Source organism: Pseudomonas sp. MAG002Y, assembly GCF_019400845.1.
GTDB lineage: Bacteria > Pseudomonadota > Gammaproteobacteria > Pseudomonadales > Pseudomonadaceae > Chryseomonas > Chryseomonas luteola.
The window spans coordinates 96033-113690 of sequence record NZ_WOEJ01000005.1; the positions used below are offsets into that span (position 1 = coordinate 96033).

15 protein-coding genes are annotated in these 17658 nt (G+C 55.7%); 6 read left to right on the forward strand and 9 right to left on the reverse strand.

Annotated elements, in window-relative coordinates; all coding sequences use genetic code 11:
* Window position 1: 1 nt before the first annotated feature.
* The 3 genes from GM154_RS08880 to GM154_RS08890 all read left to right on the forward strand — a co-directional run bounded on the left by GM154_RS08880 (window position 2) and on the right by GM154_RS08890 (window position 3547).
* Window positions 2–463, forward strand: a complete 462-nt coding sequence (locus GM154_RS08880) for a response regulator (RefSeq protein ID WP_073449641.1) — start codon at window positions 2–4, stop codon at window positions 461–463.
* A gap of 88 nt (window positions 464–551) precedes the next feature.
* Entirely contained in the window at window positions 552–2969 is a 2418-nt protein-coding gene (locus GM154_RS08885) for a response regulator (RefSeq protein WP_219651950.1), read from the forward strand.
* Complete coding sequence (locus GM154_RS08890; protein WP_010797978.1) at window positions 2966–3547, forward strand: biliverdin-producing heme oxygenase; 582 nt, start codon at window positions 2966–2968, stop codon at window positions 3545–3547. The genes GM154_RS08885 and GM154_RS08890 overlap by 4 nt, the downstream gene beginning before the upstream one ends.
* On the opposite strand, the gene GM154_RS08895 is transcribed toward GM154_RS08890, so the two are convergent.
* Complete coding sequence (locus tag GM154_RS08895) at window positions 3533–4468, reverse strand: DUF6685 family protein (protein WP_219651952.1); 936 nt, start codon at window positions 4466–4468, stop codon at window positions 3533–3535. The two genes, GM154_RS08890 and GM154_RS08895, sit on opposite strands and share 15 nt — an antisense overlap.
* A 394-nt stretch (window positions 4469–4862) precedes the next feature.
* Between GM154_RS08895 and GM154_RS08900 the strand changes: the two genes are divergently transcribed.
* On the forward strand, window positions 4863–5891 hold the full coding sequence (locus GM154_RS08900) for a quinone-dependent dihydroorotate dehydrogenase (protein WP_219651954.1): 1029 nt from the start codon (window positions 4863–4865) through the stop codon (window positions 5889–5891).
* Window positions 5892–5985: 94 nt separating this feature from the next.
* On the opposite strand, the gene rmf is transcribed toward GM154_RS08900, so the two are convergent.
* Window positions 5986–6201: a ribosome modulation factor gene (rmf, locus tag GM154_RS08905; protein ID WP_010797981.1), complete on the reverse strand. Its 216-nt coding sequence runs from the start codon at window positions 6199–6201 to the stop codon at window positions 5986–5988.
* A gap of 312 nt (window positions 6202–6513) precedes the next feature.
* On the opposite strand from rmf, the gene rlmKL reads away from it, so the two are divergent.
* The gene (rlmKL, locus tag GM154_RS08910; protein WP_219651957.1) at window positions 6514–8706 is read left to right on the forward strand and encodes a bifunctional 23S rRNA (guanine(2069)-N(7))-methyltransferase RlmK/23S rRNA (guanine(2445)-N(2))-methyltransferase RlmL; all 2193 of its coding nucleotides are present in this window, start codon (window positions 6514–6516) and stop codon (window positions 8704–8706) included.
* 211 nt (window positions 8707–8917) lie between these two features.
* A complete protein-coding gene (locus tag GM154_RS08915) occupies window positions 8918–9958 on the forward strand; it encodes an acyltransferase (protein WP_010797983.1) in 1041 nt (346 codons plus the stop codon).
* Here the strand turns inward: GM154_RS08915 and GM154_RS08920 are convergent, their stop codons facing one another.
* The 7 genes from GM154_RS08920 to GM154_RS08950 form a co-directional block, all read right to left on the reverse strand.
* Complete coding sequence (locus GM154_RS08920) at window positions 9959–11020, reverse strand: oxidoreductase (protein ID WP_219651959.1); 1062 nt, start codon at window positions 11018–11020, stop codon at window positions 9959–9961.
* Window positions 11021–11130: 110 nt separating this feature from the next.
* The gene (locus GM154_RS08925; RefSeq protein ID WP_010797985.1) at window positions 11131–11556 is read right to left on the reverse strand and encodes an HPF/RaiA family ribosome-associated protein; all 426 of its coding nucleotides are present in this window, start codon (window positions 11554–11556) and stop codon (window positions 11131–11133) included.
* A gap of 74 nt (window positions 11557–11630) precedes the next feature.
* The gene (gene xylB, locus GM154_RS08930; RefSeq protein WP_219651960.1) at window positions 11631–13136 is read right to left on the reverse strand and encodes a xylulokinase; all 1506 of its coding nucleotides are present in this window, start codon (window positions 13134–13136) and stop codon (window positions 11631–11633) included.
* A gap of 63 nt (window positions 13137–13199) precedes the next feature.
* Entirely contained in the window at window positions 13200–14681 is a 1482-nt protein-coding gene (locus tag GM154_RS08935) for a mannitol dehydrogenase family protein (protein WP_219651962.1), read from the reverse strand.
* A 48-nt stretch (window positions 14682–14729) separates the two neighbouring features.
* Window positions 14730–15827 (reverse strand): ABC transporter ATP-binding protein, encoded by a 1098-nt coding sequence (locus GM154_RS08940; RefSeq protein ID WP_219651964.1) that lies wholly within the window; start codon window positions 15825–15827, stop codon window positions 14730–14732.
* A 17-nt stretch (window positions 15828–15844) separates the two neighbouring features.
* Entirely contained in the window at window positions 15845–16678 is an 834-nt protein-coding gene (locus GM154_RS08945) for a carbohydrate ABC transporter permease (RefSeq protein ID WP_074825339.1), read from the reverse strand.
* 10 nt (window positions 16679–16688) lie between these two features.
* The gene (locus GM154_RS08950; protein ID WP_019365100.1) at window positions 16689–17624 is read right to left on the reverse strand and encodes a carbohydrate ABC transporter permease; all 936 of its coding nucleotides are present in this window, start codon (window positions 17622–17624) and stop codon (window positions 16689–16691) included.
* Window positions 17625–17658: the final 34 nt, after the last annotated feature.

A 17658-nucleotide genomic window follows, 5' to 3' on the forward strand; every position in this document is an offset into this window, starting at 1 on the left:
TATGCTTAAGCCGATTCTTCTGATCGAGGATAATCCGCACGATCTCGAGCTGACGCTGGTTGCGCTTGAACGGAGCCAGTTGGCCAACGAGGTCATTGTTCTGCGCGACGGTGCCGAGGCGTTGGACTATCTCATGCGCCGGGGCGCTCATGCTGAGCGCCTTGAGGGAAATCCGGCGGTAATGCTGCTGGACTTGAAATTACCCAAGGTCGATGGCCTTGAGGTGCTCAAAGAAGTGCGTGATACCCCATCATTGCGCAGCATACCGGTTGTAATGCTGACTTCTTCTCGCGAGGAGCCTGATCTGGAGCGGGCCTATCAGCTCGGTGTCAATGCTTATGTGGTAAAACCTGTTGAGTTTCGTGATTTCGTAGCGGCCATCAGCGACCTAGGCATCTTCTGGGCTGTGCTCAACGAGCCGCCACCCGGTTCGTTTCGTCTAACCCGTCGCCCCGGCTCATAGTGAGGTCCTTATCAAATCCTATACTGCAGATGACCCGAACGGCCTGATTTCACGTTCCATGCTCGTGGAACCTGCTCGGCGAAGCAATATGTCCTTACCGAAACGCATCAAGATATTGTTGGTCGAGGATAGCAAGCTCGACGTCGAGCTGATCCTTATCGAACTGGAGCGCAACGGCTTTAGTCTTGAGCCGACGGTTGTGTATGACCGAGCGGGGCTTGACGCGGCACTGTGCGGCCAGCCGTTCGATCTTATTCTGTCGGATATCATCCTGCCTGGCTTCTCTGGAGCCGAGGCGCTCAAAGTGGCGCGCGTAGCGGCTCCCGATACGCCGTTCATCTTTGTTTCCGGCATTTTTGGTGAGGCACATGCCGTCGAGATGATGCGCCTGGGCGCGAATGACTACGTGCTCAAACAGAGTCTGGAGCTGCTTTCTACTTCTGTAGAGCGTGCATTGACTGTTGTGCATGAACGACGGGAGCGCCGCAAGGCCGAAGAGGCTCTGCAAACGCTTGAAGTGCGCTCCCGGCTGGCAATCGATGCGGCGCGCCTGGGCATGTGGGAGCTTCAACCCGAGACCAACTGCCTACTGTGGGACGAGCGCTGCAAGGCCATGTTCGACTTGCCTTCGGACGCACAGGTCGATTTGGAGTTGTTTGCCCGACTGGGGCATCCGGACGAAGTCCAGAAAATGTTTGACGCGGTCCGCCGTGCTACCGAGCACAGCAATGACCAGGAATATCACGCGGAATACCGGATTTCTCTTCCTACTGGAGGACAGCGCTGGATCGAGGCGAGAGGCAAGGCATTCTTCGAGGATGGCATCTGCACCCGTCTGCTCGGAGTAATGATGGATATTACCCAGCAGAAGCGGGCCACCGAAGCGCTGGAGCAACTCAATACCTTGCTGGGCGAACGTGTACAGGAACGTACCCGCGAGCGCGACCGTACCTGGGATCTGTCACGAGACCTGTTGATCGTAACCGGATCACAAGGTCGTCTGTTGGCATTGAACCCGGCCTGGGCTGAGACCCTAGGATGGGATCGCCAGGCCTTGATCGACAAGCCGTTCATTGAGCTGGTGCATAGTGATGATCGCAGCATTACCCAGGCTGAGCTGAACAGTGTTAGTAACGGCCGGATAACCAACCGGTTCGTTAATCGTATTCAGCATCGAGACGGCAGCTATCGCTGGATTTCCTGGACGGCTGTGCCCGAAGATGGAAAGTTGTATGGCTCGGGGCGAGACATCACCGCCGAAGTGGATGCCATGGAAGAACTGGCGACAGCCAACCGGCAGCTGCGTGAGCAGATCAATGAGCGGGAGCGGGTAGAGGCGACGCTGCAGCAAATGCAGCGCCTGGAAGCCGTGGGTCAGCTTACGGCCGGTGTTGCGCATGACTTCAACAATCTATTGACTGTCATTCTCAGCAGTGCGGCGTTCATGGGGCGCGATCTGGAAAAGGGTACTTTAGAAAAGCTGCCTTCGCGTCTGCAGAACGTTCGCGAGGCGGGAGAGCGAGGCGCCAAGCTGATTGGCCAGTTATTGGCGTTTTCACGACGCCAGCGTCTTGCGCCAAAGCCTGTTGAACTGAACGAGACGGTCAACAGCATGCTGGCCTTGCTGCAAAGCACCATGGGCGGCAGTGTCTGGATTGAGACCTCGCTGGAGCCGGGGCTTTGGCATGCCTTGGTCGATCCGACCCAGATCGAGTTGATCATCCTGAATCTGGCAATTAATGCTCGGGATGCCATGAGCGTAGGCGGGTCGCTGCGTCTGACCACGGCCAACCAGACGATTACAGCCGCACCTTCGCGGCCTGAAGAGCCAGAGCCGGGCGATTACGTCATGATGTCCGTGCGGGATTCTGGCACGGGTATGACAGATGAGGTGCTGGCCAAGGCATTCGAACCGTTCTTTACTACCAAGGAAGTAGGCAAGGGGTCTGGCCTGGGGCTTGCTCAGGTGTTTGGTTTTGCCAAGCAATCCGGTGGTGGAGTGCGCATCGAAACCGAATTGGGTGTAGGCACCGAAGTCAAAGTATTTCTACCTCGCGCCGAGGTGGAGTTGGATGATGCGGCGTCGGATACCCAGGCAGCCTCCGAAAGTCGCATGGATGGACCCAGACGTACGATCCTGCTGGTTGATGATGACAGTGCCGTTCGGGAGGTTACCTCAACGCTGCTTCAGGAGCTGGGATATAGCGTCATCGAGGCGCAAAACGGTTTTGCTGCATTGGCGGTGATAGAGCGTACGGCCAAGATTGATCTGTTGCTGGCTGACTTTGCCATGCCGGGCATGAACGGCGCCGAGCTTGCCCGAACGTTGCGCCAACGCCAGCCCGATCTTCCGGTAGTCTTCATTACCGGATACGCCGAACTCGGCGAGCTGGACGAGCAGGAATATTTCATCGTACCCAAGCCCTTCCGAGAAAATGACCTGGCGAACAAGGTTCATTCAGCCCTGAAAGGCTCCAATCCCTTGAAAGTAATACAGCAGACATGAGTACGTCCTCTATTCGTGAGCGTTTACGACAGGCCGGTGGCGAATTGCACCAGCAGGTGGACGCCTTGTTTTCGTCCTATCGACTAACGGATCTGGATGGCTACCAGACGTTTCTGGTTGCCCATGCATGGGCCTTGTTTCCCATGGAGGAGATGCTTGAGTCCTCCGGCATCGAAGCGATGATGCCTGACTGGAAGCAGCGTCGGCGTCGGTTTGCGTTGGCCGAAGATTTGGCCATGCTGGGTGTGTCTGTACCTGAATATAAGCCTTTGCAGGCCTGCAGTAATGAGGCCACCCTTTGGGGATATGCCTATGTGCTTGAAGGGTCACGGCTCGGCGGCAAGATGATTGCCCGCTATGTGGCTGGTAGTGATGAGCCATTGATTCGGGCTGCAACTCATTATCTGAGTCATGTTCCTGACTCCGGGCCGGCCGGATGGCCTGCTTTTCTGGCAGAGCTGGAGCATCGGGCGGTACATTGGAAAGAAGACGATCTCTTCAGCGGTCAATCTCAAGCCTTTGGCTTGTTTTTACAGGCAGGGCAACGCTTTCAACCGGTCGCCTCAAGCACCGCCTGATTCTTCAGGCGGTAACGGCGCTGTGGGTGTCCTTTCATCAGGAATCGCTCCAATCTGGCGTAGGCGAACCAACAGATCGGGAGCGCCTGCCAATTTGAGTCCCTGACCTAGCGCATCGCTTAACGGTGACTGACGGGGCAGCAGAAGCCATTCCAGCTGCTCCGGGTGTCCGGGAAGAGTAAGTCGGGCATAGGGAATGGCGTTATCAATCAGTAGTTTTACAAACCCTCGCTCGTTCCAGCACTCCGAAGGTACGGCAAGTACATGGAAGGCTTCACCGAGTGTCTCTACCGCAGCCTGATCGAGCTGATAGGTCGTCAATTCTGCGGGCAGTAGATATTCAAGGCCTCTCAGGCGTGCATAAGCTACTGCGCCTGCAAAAGCGCAAACCTGCTGCTCATCGCCATACCAGAACAGCCGTGAGCCGCGCCAGCTCGCTTCACGAAGCTGCAGTGAAAAGCGGTTTCCTGCCAGGGCCTGGCCCAGTGTGGACTCAAAGTCGCGATAACTGATAATGCGTACATGGCGGCGACAGTAAGGTGTAGCGGCCAGCTCTTCAAAGCTGCTCGCCGAGACCGTGCTGACGGCGGGGTGGCGTGTATAGACGCCGTTGATCCAGCGCAGGTCAAAGCTGGAGTAATTAATCTGCCGCGTCTTGATGAGCTGGCTGAGAAGCTCATAGGCAGGCGCCTTGTCTTCCTGAACCGGACCTGAAAGTGCTCCACGTGACAGGGAAATCAATTGATACAGGGGAAGCCCTTCATCCCACCAGATGCTTTCGACATCTTTCGGGAGTGGCTGAAAATCAAGATCCAGACGGCTGGCGCGATGCAGCACTCGACTGGCCGACTGACCAAGTTTCAAGCGCTGGGTAAGCGCCATGAACCGAGCACTGAGGCTTAGCGCATTCCGCGGGCTCATTTTCCCTCCGTGGGACAATTCACTGGCGCTCCATTCGTATTCAAAGACCCGTTGATAAACGGCGGGCCATCGGACCCTGCCGACTGATAAAGATTCACTGATTGCACTAACAATTCACTATGGCATGCATAGGAAAGTCTGCGCGATTTTCTTCCGAACGGTTGGAATAACCCGGGGAAGTAGAGCACACGTTGAAAGGCACCAGCCAAATACGAGCGGGTTTTGAAAAATACTCTTTTTATTCTGACATTTTATAACTTGTTCAGTTCGTTACTGATACCTGCTTTGCAATTACAAAAGAGCTGTACGGCTTATTCCCACTACGGGCATGGAGAGACTCGCGACTTGTTGAGCTGTATAATGGGCGGTCCTTCCATTCGAACAGCCCTTGCCCATGTACTCCACGGTTCGTAACCTACTGTTCAAGCTTTCTCCGGAAACGTCCCACGATCTGACCCTTGATCTGATTGGTGCTGGTGGCAGGCTGGGGCTCAATGACCTGTTTCATCGCCAGCCTTCGTTCCCCGTCACGGTCATGGGGCTGGAGTTCGCCAACCCTGTAGGCCTGGCGGCTGGACTGGATAAAAACGGTGCTGCCATTGATGGTTTTGCACAGTTGGGGTTCGGTTTTGTCGAGGTGGGTACGGTAACGCCAAGGCCACAGCCGGGTAACCCTCGGCCACGACTGTTCCGTATTCCCCAAGCTGAGGCCATCATCAATCGCATGGGGTTCAACAACCTGGGCGTCGACCATCTGATTCAGCGGGTTCGGGCCTCCCGGTACAAAGGCATTCTTGGAATCAATATCGGCAAGAATTTCGATACGCCTGTCGAGCGTGCCGCTGACGATTATCTACTATGCCTGGACAAGGTCTATGAGCATGCCAGCTACGTGACCGTCAACGTCAGCTCACCCAATACACCCGGACTGCGCAGCCTGCAATTTGGTGACTCGCTCAAAGCGCTTCTGGAAGCGCTTCGGCTTCGTCAGGAGGATCTGGCGGTGCGTTACGGCAAGCGAGTGCCGATTGCCATCAAGATCGCGCCGGACATGACGGATGAAGAGACTGTACTGGTAGCCCATGCCATTCATCAGGCAGGCATGGACGCGATCATCGCGACGAACACGACTCTGAGCCGGGACGGCGTGGAGAATTTTCCCTATGCTGCCGAGGCGGGCGGTCTTTCCGGTGCGCCGGTGCGTGATAAGAGTACGCATACGGTACGTGTGCTGGCGTCGGAGCTAAAGGGCAAATTGCCCATTATTGCGGCAGGCGGCATTACCGAGGGTATCCACGCAGAGCAGAAGATAGCGGCGGGTGCGAGCCTGGTTCAAATCTATACCGGCTTCATTTACAAGGGACCGGCACTCATTCGCGAGTCGGTAGATGCTATCGCTTCGACAATCAAAAGGGCTCCTTAAGGAGCCCTGTGCCTCGTTGGAGGCGTATCTGGTGTTCACCAGTGCGATCTGTTTGAGGGCGTTAAGTCACCCGTCCAAAACGAATTAGGTTGTATCAGCCTGCTACGTTGAGTTGATTTAAGCGATGAATACCTGCTGTGCCGATGAAGCCATCCCAGTGGTCGCCGCGGCCTTCGCGCCAGCCGTTCATCCAGGCCTGGCGGATTTTTTGATGGTTAAAGGGGCAAAGATCGCGGGATTTTCCGCTAACGCCGTGCTGATAACCACGTTGAAAAGCTCGTTCCATCGGATCACGCTTAAGTCTTCTCATAGGGTGTTGCCCTCGTTTGTTGACTGTTTTTCCAATGGCCCTTGGGCCTCGTGGAAGCGTTGCCGGCGTGACGCTTCTCATCCCGCTCATTGCGAATCGGGATTGGTTAAGTTCTAACCAATGGTTACAGCTATGTGAATGATCGTTTTGGCATAACCATAGTGTTTTTATCAAATCTAACCATAACGACCGGCTAAGAAAGACCTTTACAAGGCCGGTCCTAACAGTCAAAGCCTTATGTAATAGGGCTTTTTATGGTTTTCAGTTTTCTGGTCGGTCAGTAAACCTGCCATCAATGAGTAATGACGATTCATGACCAATCAATACGAATTGTTTCTGACGTGCCCAAAAGGGCTGGACGGGCTGCTACTGGACGAGGCACAAGCGCTTGGTCTGGAGCAGGCGCGGGCTCAGGTCTCTGCCATACGTGGGCAGGGCACGTTGGAGACAGCCTATCGGCTTTGCCTCTGGTCACGTTTGGCAAACCGGGTGCTACTGGTACTGTCGCGCTTTACAGTAACCAATGCCGATACCCTTTACGACGGGGTGGCGGCTATTGATTGGAGCGAACACCTTGAGCCCAACGGGACATTGGCCGTTGAATTTTCCGGAAAGGGTTCGGGGATTGATAACACGCATTTCGGTGCGCTCAAGGTCAAGGATGCGATTGTCGATGGGCTGCGCAGGGTATCGGGGCAGCGTCCGTCGATTGACAAGGTGCGGCCGGACGTTCGCATTCACGTTCATTTGGATCGAGGTGAAGCGACGGTATCGCTGGATTTGTCCGGGCATAGCCTGCACCAGCGAGGTTACCGTCTGCAGCAGGGTGCTGCACCGCTCAAGGAAAATCTGGCGGCGGCCATTCTGATTCGTGCGGGCTGGCCGCAACTGGCCGCCCAGGGCGGCGCGTTGGCTGACCCGATGTGCGGGGTAGGGACGTTCCTTGTTGAGGCAGGGTTGATGGCTGCGGACATCGCGCCCAATCTGAAGCGGGAACATTGGGGGTTCTCGAACTGGTTGGGGCATATCCCGGCGGTGTGGAATCGCTTGATTGACGAGGCCGAGGATCGAGCTGTCGCCGGGCTTGCGCGTCCACCGCTATGGATTCGCGGGTATGAAGCCGACCCTCGGCTTATTCAACCCGCCCGCAATAATATCGAACGGGCAGGGCTGGGCGACTGGATCAAGGTTTATCAGGGAGAAGTAGCGAATTTTGAACCGCGACCAGATAAGAACCAGACTGGTCTGGTCATCTGCAACCCACCCTATGGCGAGCGCCTGGGGGATGAGGCAAGCCTGCTGTATCTCTATCAGAACCTGGGTGAGCGTCTACGCATGAGTTGCTTGAACTGGCGTGCCGGTGTGTTTACGGGAGCACCGGAGCTGGGCAAGCGCATGGGTATCCGCAGCCACAAGCAATATGCCTTCTGGAACGGTGCACTGCCTTGCAAGCTGCTCATGTTCGAGATCGAACCACGGCAATTTGTGACGGGTGAACGTTCTTCCACATCGTCACAATCCCGTGATGAGGCGCAGATAGCATCGGAACCTGCCAAGCTGAGCGAAGGCGGGCAGATGTTTGCCAATCGCCTGCAAAAGAACCTGAAGCAACTCTCCAAATGGGCGCGTAAGGAAGAGATCGAGTGTTATCGCGTGTATGACGCGGACATGCCCGAGTACGCTGTTGCCGTCGATCTGTACCATGACTGGGTTCATGTGCAGGAATACGCACCGCCGAAGACTATCGACCCGGAAAAGGCGCAGTCGCGGTTGTTGGACGCATTGGCAGCCATTCCGCAGGCGCTGAATATTGATCCTTCTCGTGTGGTCGTGAAGCGTCGCGAGCGCCAGACCGGTAAGAAGCAGTACGAGCGTCAGGCTGCGCAGGGTCACTTTATGGAGGTGATCGAAGGGGGGGTGAAGCTTCTGGTCAACCTGACCGACTATCTGGACACCGGCCTGTTCCTGGATCATCGACCCTTGCGCTTGCGTATCCAGCAGGAGGCCGCTGGCAAGCGTTTCCTGAACCTGTTCTGTTACACCGCGACGGCGACTGTACATGCAGCGGTTGGCGGTGCCCGCAGCACTACCAGCGTAGACATGTCACGGACCTATCTGGACTGGGGACGTCGCAATCTGGCGCTCAATGGCTTCTCTGACAAGCATCGTCTGGAACAAGCCAATGTCATGGAGTGGCTCGATGAGAACCGGGGAGAGTACGATCTGATCTTTATCGATCCGCCAACCTTCTCCAACTCCAAGCGTATGGAGGGTGTGTTCGATGTTCAGCGTGATCACGTTTCACTGATCGATATGGCCATGGCTCGGCTTGCCCGGGGAGGCCTCCTCTATTTTTCGAACAACTTCCGAAAGTTCGAGCTGGATGCTTCGCTCGCAGCACGCTATCAGGTAGAAGAGATTACGCACGAGACACTTGATCCGGATTTTGCACGGAACAGCAAGATTCACAGAGCGTGGCGGATTTCGGCTAAGCCAAAAGCGTAATGATGCGCTCGCTTGTGACTTCTGTCATGAAGCGGGCCAAAACTTGAAACCCTGAGGGTCGATGAGAGTCGACCCTGGGCGGATATAGCCTCTAAGGTTTGTCTGAACAGGTCAGCGTTGCCTAATCAGTACCGAAAATGTGCTGTCAGAGCGGCTGATGCTGCAGCAGTCCTATCCGCATCAATGGGCTTCAAGGAGGCAAACGCTTTCAATGTTGGTTTCGCTTCAAGCGCTAAGGGCTCTGGCAGCCTGGCTCGTGGTGTTTCATCACTTCATGCAGGTCTTCTTTGATTTCCGGTCCGACACCCTGGTCGGCCATCTGCTCTCAACGCGAGGGCAAGTGGGAGTCGATATCTTTTTTGTGCTCAGTGGGTTCGTGATCTATATCTCGACAGCAGGTCGAGCCATGCCCACGTTCCGGTTCATGGTGAATAGGATCGCGCGAATAGTGCCCGCCTATTGGCTTTATACCGGTATTACCGCTGCCATCATTTATTTTGCGGCGGATGTGATGCCTGTTTATGGAGTGGCAAGCAAGGAGCTATTGCTATCGCTGTTTTTCATTCCGAGCCAGAATCCCGGAGGATTCGGTTTGTATCCCACGCTGCCGGTAGGATGGACGTTAAATTATGAAATGCTGTTCTATCTGTTGTTTGCACTGTCATTCAAAGTGCCGGAACGCTGGCGACTCTGGGTTGTATCGCTTCTGGTAGTTGGGGTCAGCGTTGCGTCAGCAGAGCAGCCTTTTATCAGCCATTTCTACCATAATCCCATCATGTATGAGTTCCTGTTGGGCATGGGTATCGGTGTGCTGTACCGAAAGGGGTTCATACCGCAAAGTCTGAAGGTAGCGCCACTGGTTGCAGGATTTTCGATAGCCACGATTCTGCATTTTGATGCCGGTAATGACTGGCGTTTGCTGACTTGGGGTGTTTCCAGCGCCTTGCTTGTAGCCAGCTGTATCGCAATGGAGCCACTGTTTGCGGGTAATCGGGTTCTCAAGGCGTTGGGTGATTGGTCTTACTCGGTCTATCTCATCCACGTCATCGTCCTATGGCTGGGCGACTACTGGCTACATCATCAGGTGGGGTTGAATCCCTATGAAACCTTGCTGCTGTGCTTGCCGATTATTCTCGTGTTGTCATGGCTCAGTTTTGAATTCATCGAGCGTCGAATGACCCGCAAGGTTAAGACGGCATTGGAAGCGGTCCCGGCGCGTATTGCCGAGACCCTGGAGGCGCGGGCTCGCTGATCAGCGCCAAGCGTTGCGCTCGGCTTCGCTAAAGTCGGGCACAACGCTGATCCCTTCTTTTGCGGAACGCTGGACAGCCTCGATGACAGCCATGAGTGAGCACGCCTGGGCTGGCGTAACCGGGTTTTCTGCCTCACCCCGTAACGTACTGATCACGCCTTGGTAATAACGACGATGATCCCCTGTGGGCACCGCTACAAGCTCTTGAGTGCCATCGGCATGGAACAGCTGTCCGGCATCCTCATCCAGGCCCCAATGTTCTCCGCCCGGCAAAATACCCTGACGTAATGCGTCCTCCTGACGATCAGCGCCACGCTTCAGCCAGCTGGCCTGTGTACCCTGGATCATGAAGCGGGGCGATCCTCCAGCGCTCAACATTCCGGCCTGCAGGATCGCCTGAGTACGTCCATAGTCGAGTACGACGTGAAACCAGTCATCCGCCAGTGCGCCTTGCCGCTGCTTTACAAGCTGGGCAGTTACACGGTGCGGTACACCAAACAGGCAGAGTGCCTGATCCGCCAAATGCGGCCCCAGGTCGTACCACAGGCCGCTACCCGGTCCATCACTTTCACGCCAGCGTTGCCTAACCTCGGGCCGGAAGCGCTCGATACGTGATTCATACACGGCGATCTCACCCAAACGATTGCTGTTTATTAGCTCCTGAGCGCCTAGGAAGTCACTGTCCCAGCGGCGATTCTGAAAAACGGACAGAAATCTATTTTCTGCCTGAGCAATGTCTGCCAGCTGGCGCGCTTCGCGAAGCGTCAGTGTAAAGGGCTTGTCCACCACGACATGCTTACCCGCTCGCAAGGCTGCTTCAGCTAGTGTTGCATGGGTATCGTTGGGCGTGGCCAGGACCACCAGATCGACCGCAGGATGCGTTACTGCAGCGTGATAATCACTGATGACATTGATATGAGGGCGTTGAGAGCGAATCTTATCAAGCTGGCGAGAGGCAATATGCGTCAGAAGAAGGCCATCGATGCTTTCGATGAGAGGGGCATGAAAGATTTCCCCTACAAAGCCATAACCGATGAGAGCAACTCGAACCTGCGTATCCATGATGAACTAATACACTGACTGAAATGAAGTCGCAGTATAGCCAGGCTGGACACTATCGATAAGAAAGCCGCGAGAGGAAACAATTCTCTCGCGGCAAGGTGGGAGATACGTTATTCCTTACCTAGCGCTGCCTGCTTGGCCAGGAAGTCGTCCTGCAGAAGCGAGTCGGTAAATTCCTGTGAATCTTCCAGATTAATCGGGTCGTCGATGTGGCCGGTAGACGTAACCTTTGCATCAAGTTTTCCGGTGAGGTGTTCCAGGGCGTGTCGCATTTTTTCTGCAGCGCCATCTACAGCAAGGTCTAGCGCTTCGGCTTTATGAGTCACTGAGATCGAGCGGTACCCCTTGGGGCGGGCTTCGATCTGACAACGCTTATCTTCCGCTCCGGATTTTTGAGCATTCTCATCGCTCAAGTGAATTTCAACGCGGGTCAAGAGATCTTCGAAACGCTCCAGGCGATCGACAACAGCAGAACCTACCCATTCTTGCAGCTCGGCACTGCCTTCGATCTGATTGGTGTTCACTTGGACTTGCATACCACATCCTCATGTTTTTTGACGTGCCTATCTAATAGGACGGGCTCGGCAGTAGGAGGTTCATCTTTTAAAGACTAATGGATGCCAAGTACTTCGCCATGCAAGGCATGGAGCTGGTGCCGATAACGCTGGTAGACAGTTTCATAGGCACGCGCGCAGTCGGGATCAGGAGAGACGTGCGACGCGTCGTCCAGCTGCACGCAGCGTTTGCTCAGCGATTCAAGGGTGTCTGCCGAGTCATGCTGAGAAGACCAGCACCATGCTGCCTGTATGGCACCGCCAAGGGCCGCCGCTTCGGTGTGAAGGGTGCTGATGACTGGCGTATCCATGATATCTGCCACCAGCTGCCGCCAGACAGGGCTTTTGGCTCCTCCGCCAATCAGGCGAATGGTCTGGCTGTGCATGCCGGTGCCGCGCAGCAAGTCCAGCCCATAGCGCAGGCCAAAGGTTACGCCTTCGATCATCGCACGGCACAGGTTGGCACGGGTAAGGTTGGAGGCGGTCAGGCCCAGCAGGCTCGCCGTAGCAGTAGGCAGGGAAGGGACGCGCTCGCCGTTCAGGAAAGGTAGAACCGTAATGCCCTCAGCCCCAATGGGTGCCTGTTCGACAAGGCGGTTGAAGGTATGCAGGTCGATGTCTAAAAGCTCGCGTAGCGCGCCGCTTGCGTTTGTCAGGTTCATGGTGCAGATCAGCGGCAGCCAGCCGCCAGTCGAAGAGCAAAACGTTGCGACAGATGCATGCGGGCTGACGCGGGGGCTAGCAGAGTAGGCGTATACCGTTCCGGAAGTGCCCAGGCTCATGGTAATAAGGCCTTCCTGACTGTTTCCGGTGCCGATTGCTCCCATCATGTTATCCCCACCGCCACTGGACACGATGGCGTGCTCATTCAGACCCAGCCGCTTGGCAACCGGTGGAAGCAACGTGCCGACAGGCTGATGGGCCTCGATGAGTTCAGGTAGAGCCTTCATCAAGCGTCCAGTCGGATCAAGGTGCAGAAGCAGGTCGTTATCCCACTGTCGGGACCGCACATTGAAGTAGCCTGTCCCTGACGCATCGCCAAACTCGGTACAGCAACGGCCGGTGAGCCAGTAATTCAGGTAGTCATGGGGAAGCAGAATATGAGCGATGCGGGCGAAAAGGTCGGGAAAGTGTTTTTGTGTCCATCGAAGCTTGGATACGGTATAGCCCGGCGCAATGGCTATACCAAGACGCTCCAGCGAACCGGCAGGCCCGCCCAGGTAATCGAGCAGCTCCTCGTTCTCTAGTGTTGACTCGGTGTCGCACCACAGCTTGGCAGGGCGGAGCACTTGGCCTTCACTGTCAAGTAATACCAGCCCATGTTGTTGACCTGATATTCCGATACCCCGGAGAGCGTTTCCTGGCAGGCCAGCATGAGCGAGTGCTTGCTGTGTAGCCGTTTCAAATGCCTGGACCCACTGTTCAGGCAACTGCTCACGACGACCGTTGGGCCCGCTGATCATGTCGTGGGCCGCGGAGCCTTCCCCCAGGATCTGGCCCGTAGCTGAGTCGAGAATGACGGCCTTGGTGCCTTGTGTACCGCAATCAATACCAAGAAACATGTGTAGTCTCGCTGTTGTTCGTAGTGAAAGGCCCTAGATGCATTTGCTTCTAGAGCCTATGGATCACCTGTCTGACTTCAGAAGATTTTCCAGAGTTTTCTCTACGCCCAAGGTTTTCAGGCTGGCGAGGTTACGTTCGAAGGAGGCAATAAAGGCGGCGGATTTTGGGATAGAGGTTCCAAAGATTTCCTCAACACCCAACAGCTGCTCGGTTAGGCGCTGATCGTTTTTGACCAGGGACTGGCAGAATTCGGCGCGAGGGTCAGGAATACGGTAGGTTTCGCCACGCTCGTCTACGCCTTTTAGATACAGCGCCCAGGCTGCCACGACGAGGGAGGCGCGATCCAGGTTCTGCTTGTCTGCAATCAGGCGATTAATGGTGGGGACGGTGAACTTGGGAAACTTGGACGATCCGTCCGAGCAGACACGCTCCAACTGATCGGCAATCGCCTGGTTGGAAAAGCGCTCGATCAGCTTGTCCTTGTAGGCTTCCAGATCAATACCGGGAACAGGGGCGAGCTGCGGGGTAACATCCTTGTTCATGTAATCACGAATGTACTGAACGAATAGTGGGTCATTCATGGTCTCGTGAACAAAACGATATCCCTTGAGGAAACCCAGGTAGGTAAGGGCAAGATGGCTGCCATTGAGCAGCTTGATTTTCATCTCCTCATAGGGCGTAACGTCGTCAGTGAACTGAACACCTACCTTTTCCCAAGCCGGTCGGCCATTGACGAATTTGTCTTCCAGTACCCATTGCATGAAGGGCTCACACGCAACCGGCCAGGCATCTTCGATGCCGTAGCTGTCCTTTAGCTTTTGCTTGTGCGCGGTACTGGTCATAGGGGTGATACGGTCGACCATCGCGTTAGGAAAGGAGACGTTTTTGGCGATCCAGTCCGCCAGCTCCTTGTCTACCAGTTTGGTAAAGGACAGCAGCATTCGCCGGGTGACGTCGCCATTATGAGGAATGTTGTCGCAGGACATGATGGTGAAAGGGGGGGTGCCTTCGCAACGGCGTTTGCACAAGGCCGCCAGCAGAAACCCGAAAACCGTTTTAGGATTTTCCGGGTGGGCGATGTCATGCTGGACCAGCGGAAGTTCATCGTTGAACTCGCCGGTGCTATCGTCCATGCAGTAGCCGCCCTCGGTGATGGTCAGCGAAACGATGCGAATATGGTGGTGGGCCAGTTTATTGATCAGTGCCTGAGCACTGTCTTCTGCCAGCAGCATCTCGCTGATTGCCCCCACAACACGGACTTCAAGATCTGGCGTGTCGCCCAGCTCGAAAAGCGTATAGAGATAGTCCTGCTCGGCTAGAGTGTCGCGCATGGCGCGGTCTTCACTGCGCAATCCCACCCCACAGATGGACCAGTCCAGCGCCTCGCCCTGATTGAGAAGGGCTTCGGTATAGATGGCCTGATGGGCTCGATGAAAGCCACCAACGCCGATGTGAGCAATGCCATGCCGGGTCTGACATGGCACGTAGCTTGGCGTGCGCACCGGGTCTGTCAGCTGTGCAAGATTCTGGCGATTGAGTTTCATGCAGGTGTCTCCAGGTGTGGCCCTATTGAGCCACGCGAATTCAGTTGATCAGGCGGCTTGTTGAAGGGCACGGCTTACGGCCTGCCCATGCTCATCGAAGAGATGACAGTGGCTCACATCAACGGCCAGCTTGAGCCGCTCGCCATAGGCACCGGAAAAGTCTCCCGGTACGCGTACGGTGAGGGGTTCGCCAGACGGCGTGGTCATGTGACAGTAGGTATCGCTGCCCAGGCGCTCGGTTACGTCCGTGACTACGGGCAGCTGACCTTGAGGGTCTATGACGAGATGCTCAGGACGAATACCCAGGGTGACTTCGTGGCCGACTGCCAATGCTCTGCCGTCACGTGGCAGACGCAGCCGAGGTCCGCTGGCTAGCTCGATTTCCGTCACCTGAGCGCTGGTATGGATGACCTTGGCTTTCAGGAAGCCCATCTTGGGTGTGCCCAGAAAACCTGCGACGAAGAGATTGGCAGGGTGATGGTAGAGGTCCAGCGGCGAGCCGACCTGTTCGATACGGCCGCCGTTGAGCACTACCACTTTGGTTGCCAGTGTCATGGCTTCGACCTGATCGTGGGTGACATAGATCATGGTCGCCTTGAGTTCCTGGTGCAGCCTGGCCAGTTCCAGGCGCATCTGGACACGCAAGGCAGCGTCCAGGTTGGACAGGGGCTCGTCGAAGAGAAAGACCTTTGGATTGCGTACGATGGCTCGGCCAATGGCGACACGCTGGCGCTGGCCGCCGGAGAGCTGGCGGGGCTTGCGTTCAAGCAAATGACCTAATTCGAGGATACGTGCCGCCTCGTCAACTTTCTTCTCTATTTCGCTTTTGGCAATTCCCGCCAGATCCAGCGCGAACGACATGTTCTTGCGCACCGTCATATGGGGGTAAAGCGCATAGGTCTGGAACACCATGGCCAGATCCCGTTTGGCGGGGCTGACTTCGGTAATGTCACGGCCGTCCAGCTCGATGGTGCCGCTGGTGACATCTTCAAGGCCGGCAATCAGGCGCAGCAGCGTGGACTTGCCGCAACCGGAAGGACCGACAAACACCACGAATTCACGGTCGTTGATATCCAGGTCGACACCCTTGATGATCTCGATGGAGTCAAAGCCTTTACGCAGGTTACGAATCTTTAACGTAGCCATGGAAAATCCTCTTGTTCTTATTTGACGGCGCCGAAGGACAGGCCGCGTACGAGTTGTTTCTGACTGATCCAGCCGAAAACCAGGATAGGTGCGCAGGCCAGTGTCGAGACGGCAGACAGCTTGGCCCAGAACAAGCCTTCCGGACTTGAGTAGGACGCGATCAGGGCAGTCAGTGGCGCGGCGTTGGACGAGGTGAGGTTGAGTGACCAGAACGCTTCGTTCCAGCACAGGATCAGCGACAGCAGGACCGTTGACGCCAGGCCCCCTTTGCTGATGGGCAGAAGAACCCTGACGATTTCCTGAAAGGTGGTGGCGCCATCCAGGCGAGCAGCTTCCAGGATGTCCTTAGGAATATCCTTAAAGTAGGTGTAGACCATCCAGACCATGATGGGCAGGTTGATCAGCGTATAGATGATGATCAGCGAAAGCTTGGTATCGAGCAGGCCCAGGCTCTTGGTCATCAGATAGATCGGCATAAGAACGCCTACGGCCGGTAACATCTTGGTCGAAAGCATCCAGAGCAATGTCTGCTTGGTCAGGCGCGTCTCATGGAAGGCCATGGAGTACGCCGCTGGAACCGCCAGCAGTAAGCCCAGCACCGTAGAACCAAAGGAGATAGCGACGGAGTTCCAGGCAAAATGAAAGTAATCGCTGCGCTCCTGAATGTGCAGATAATTCTCCAGCGTGGGCATGAAGATGAACTGCGGAGGGGTTGCAAAGGCATCGATTTCAGTCTTGAAGCTGGTCAGGATCATCCAGAAGATTGGAAAGAACAGCACCAGCGCAATGATCCAGGCCAGCGTGCCGAGAATGGCACTGTGCAGGCGACGAGATTGCTTGAGCGTCATCATGGTCGCATCCTCACTGTTGGGTCAGGTTCTTGCCAAGCATCCGAACCAGGATGATGGCGGCAATGTTGGCGATCACGACAGCGATCAATCCGCCTGCCGAGGCCATGCCTACATCGAATTGCAGAAGTGCCTGGTTATAGATCAGATACGCAAGGTTGGTAGACGCGAAGCCAGGGCCGCCACTGGTGGTGGTAAAGATCTCAGCGAAGACCGAAAGTAGAAAGATCGTTTCGATCATCACCACGACGGCAATGGGACGCGCCAGATGGGGCAGGGTAAGGTGCCAAAAAATAGCAAGCGGGCCGGCACCGTCCAGCCGTGCTGCTTCTTTCTGCTCCTGATCAAGCGACTGCATGGCGGTCATCAGGATCAGAATGGCGAAGGGAAGCCATTGCCAGGACACGATCAAGATGATCGACAGCAATGGATAATTTGCCAGCCAGTCGATTGGCTGTGCGCCAAAAAACTTCCAGACGGCGGCGAGAATGCCTGAAACCGGATGGAAAATGAGGTTCTTCCAGATCAGCGCACTGACGGTGGGCATGATGAAGAAGGGGGAAATCAGCAAGACCCGTACAATCCCACGCCCCCAGAACTCGGTGGCTTCCAGAAGCGCTGAAATCAGTACGCCCAGGACCACACTGATCAACAAGACACTGCCTACCAGTAGCAGGGTGTTGGTCATGCCCGGCATGAAGCCGGTGTCGGTGATGAAGTATTCGAAATTCTCCAGACCGACAAAGTCATTCTCACCGGGGTAGAGCAGGTTATAGCGAATTAGCGAAAAGTAGATGGTCATGCCCAGTGGCACGATCATCCAGAGCAGAAGTAGCAGGACCGACGGGCTGACCAGAAACCAGCCGGGGCTGGTCCGGCGCTTGCGGGCGGTGTGCTCACGAGCTCGTGCCTGGGTAGAGACGGGGCTTTTCAACGTGGTTGTACTCATGACAGTCGCTCCGAACCGTTGCAGCGAGAGGTCT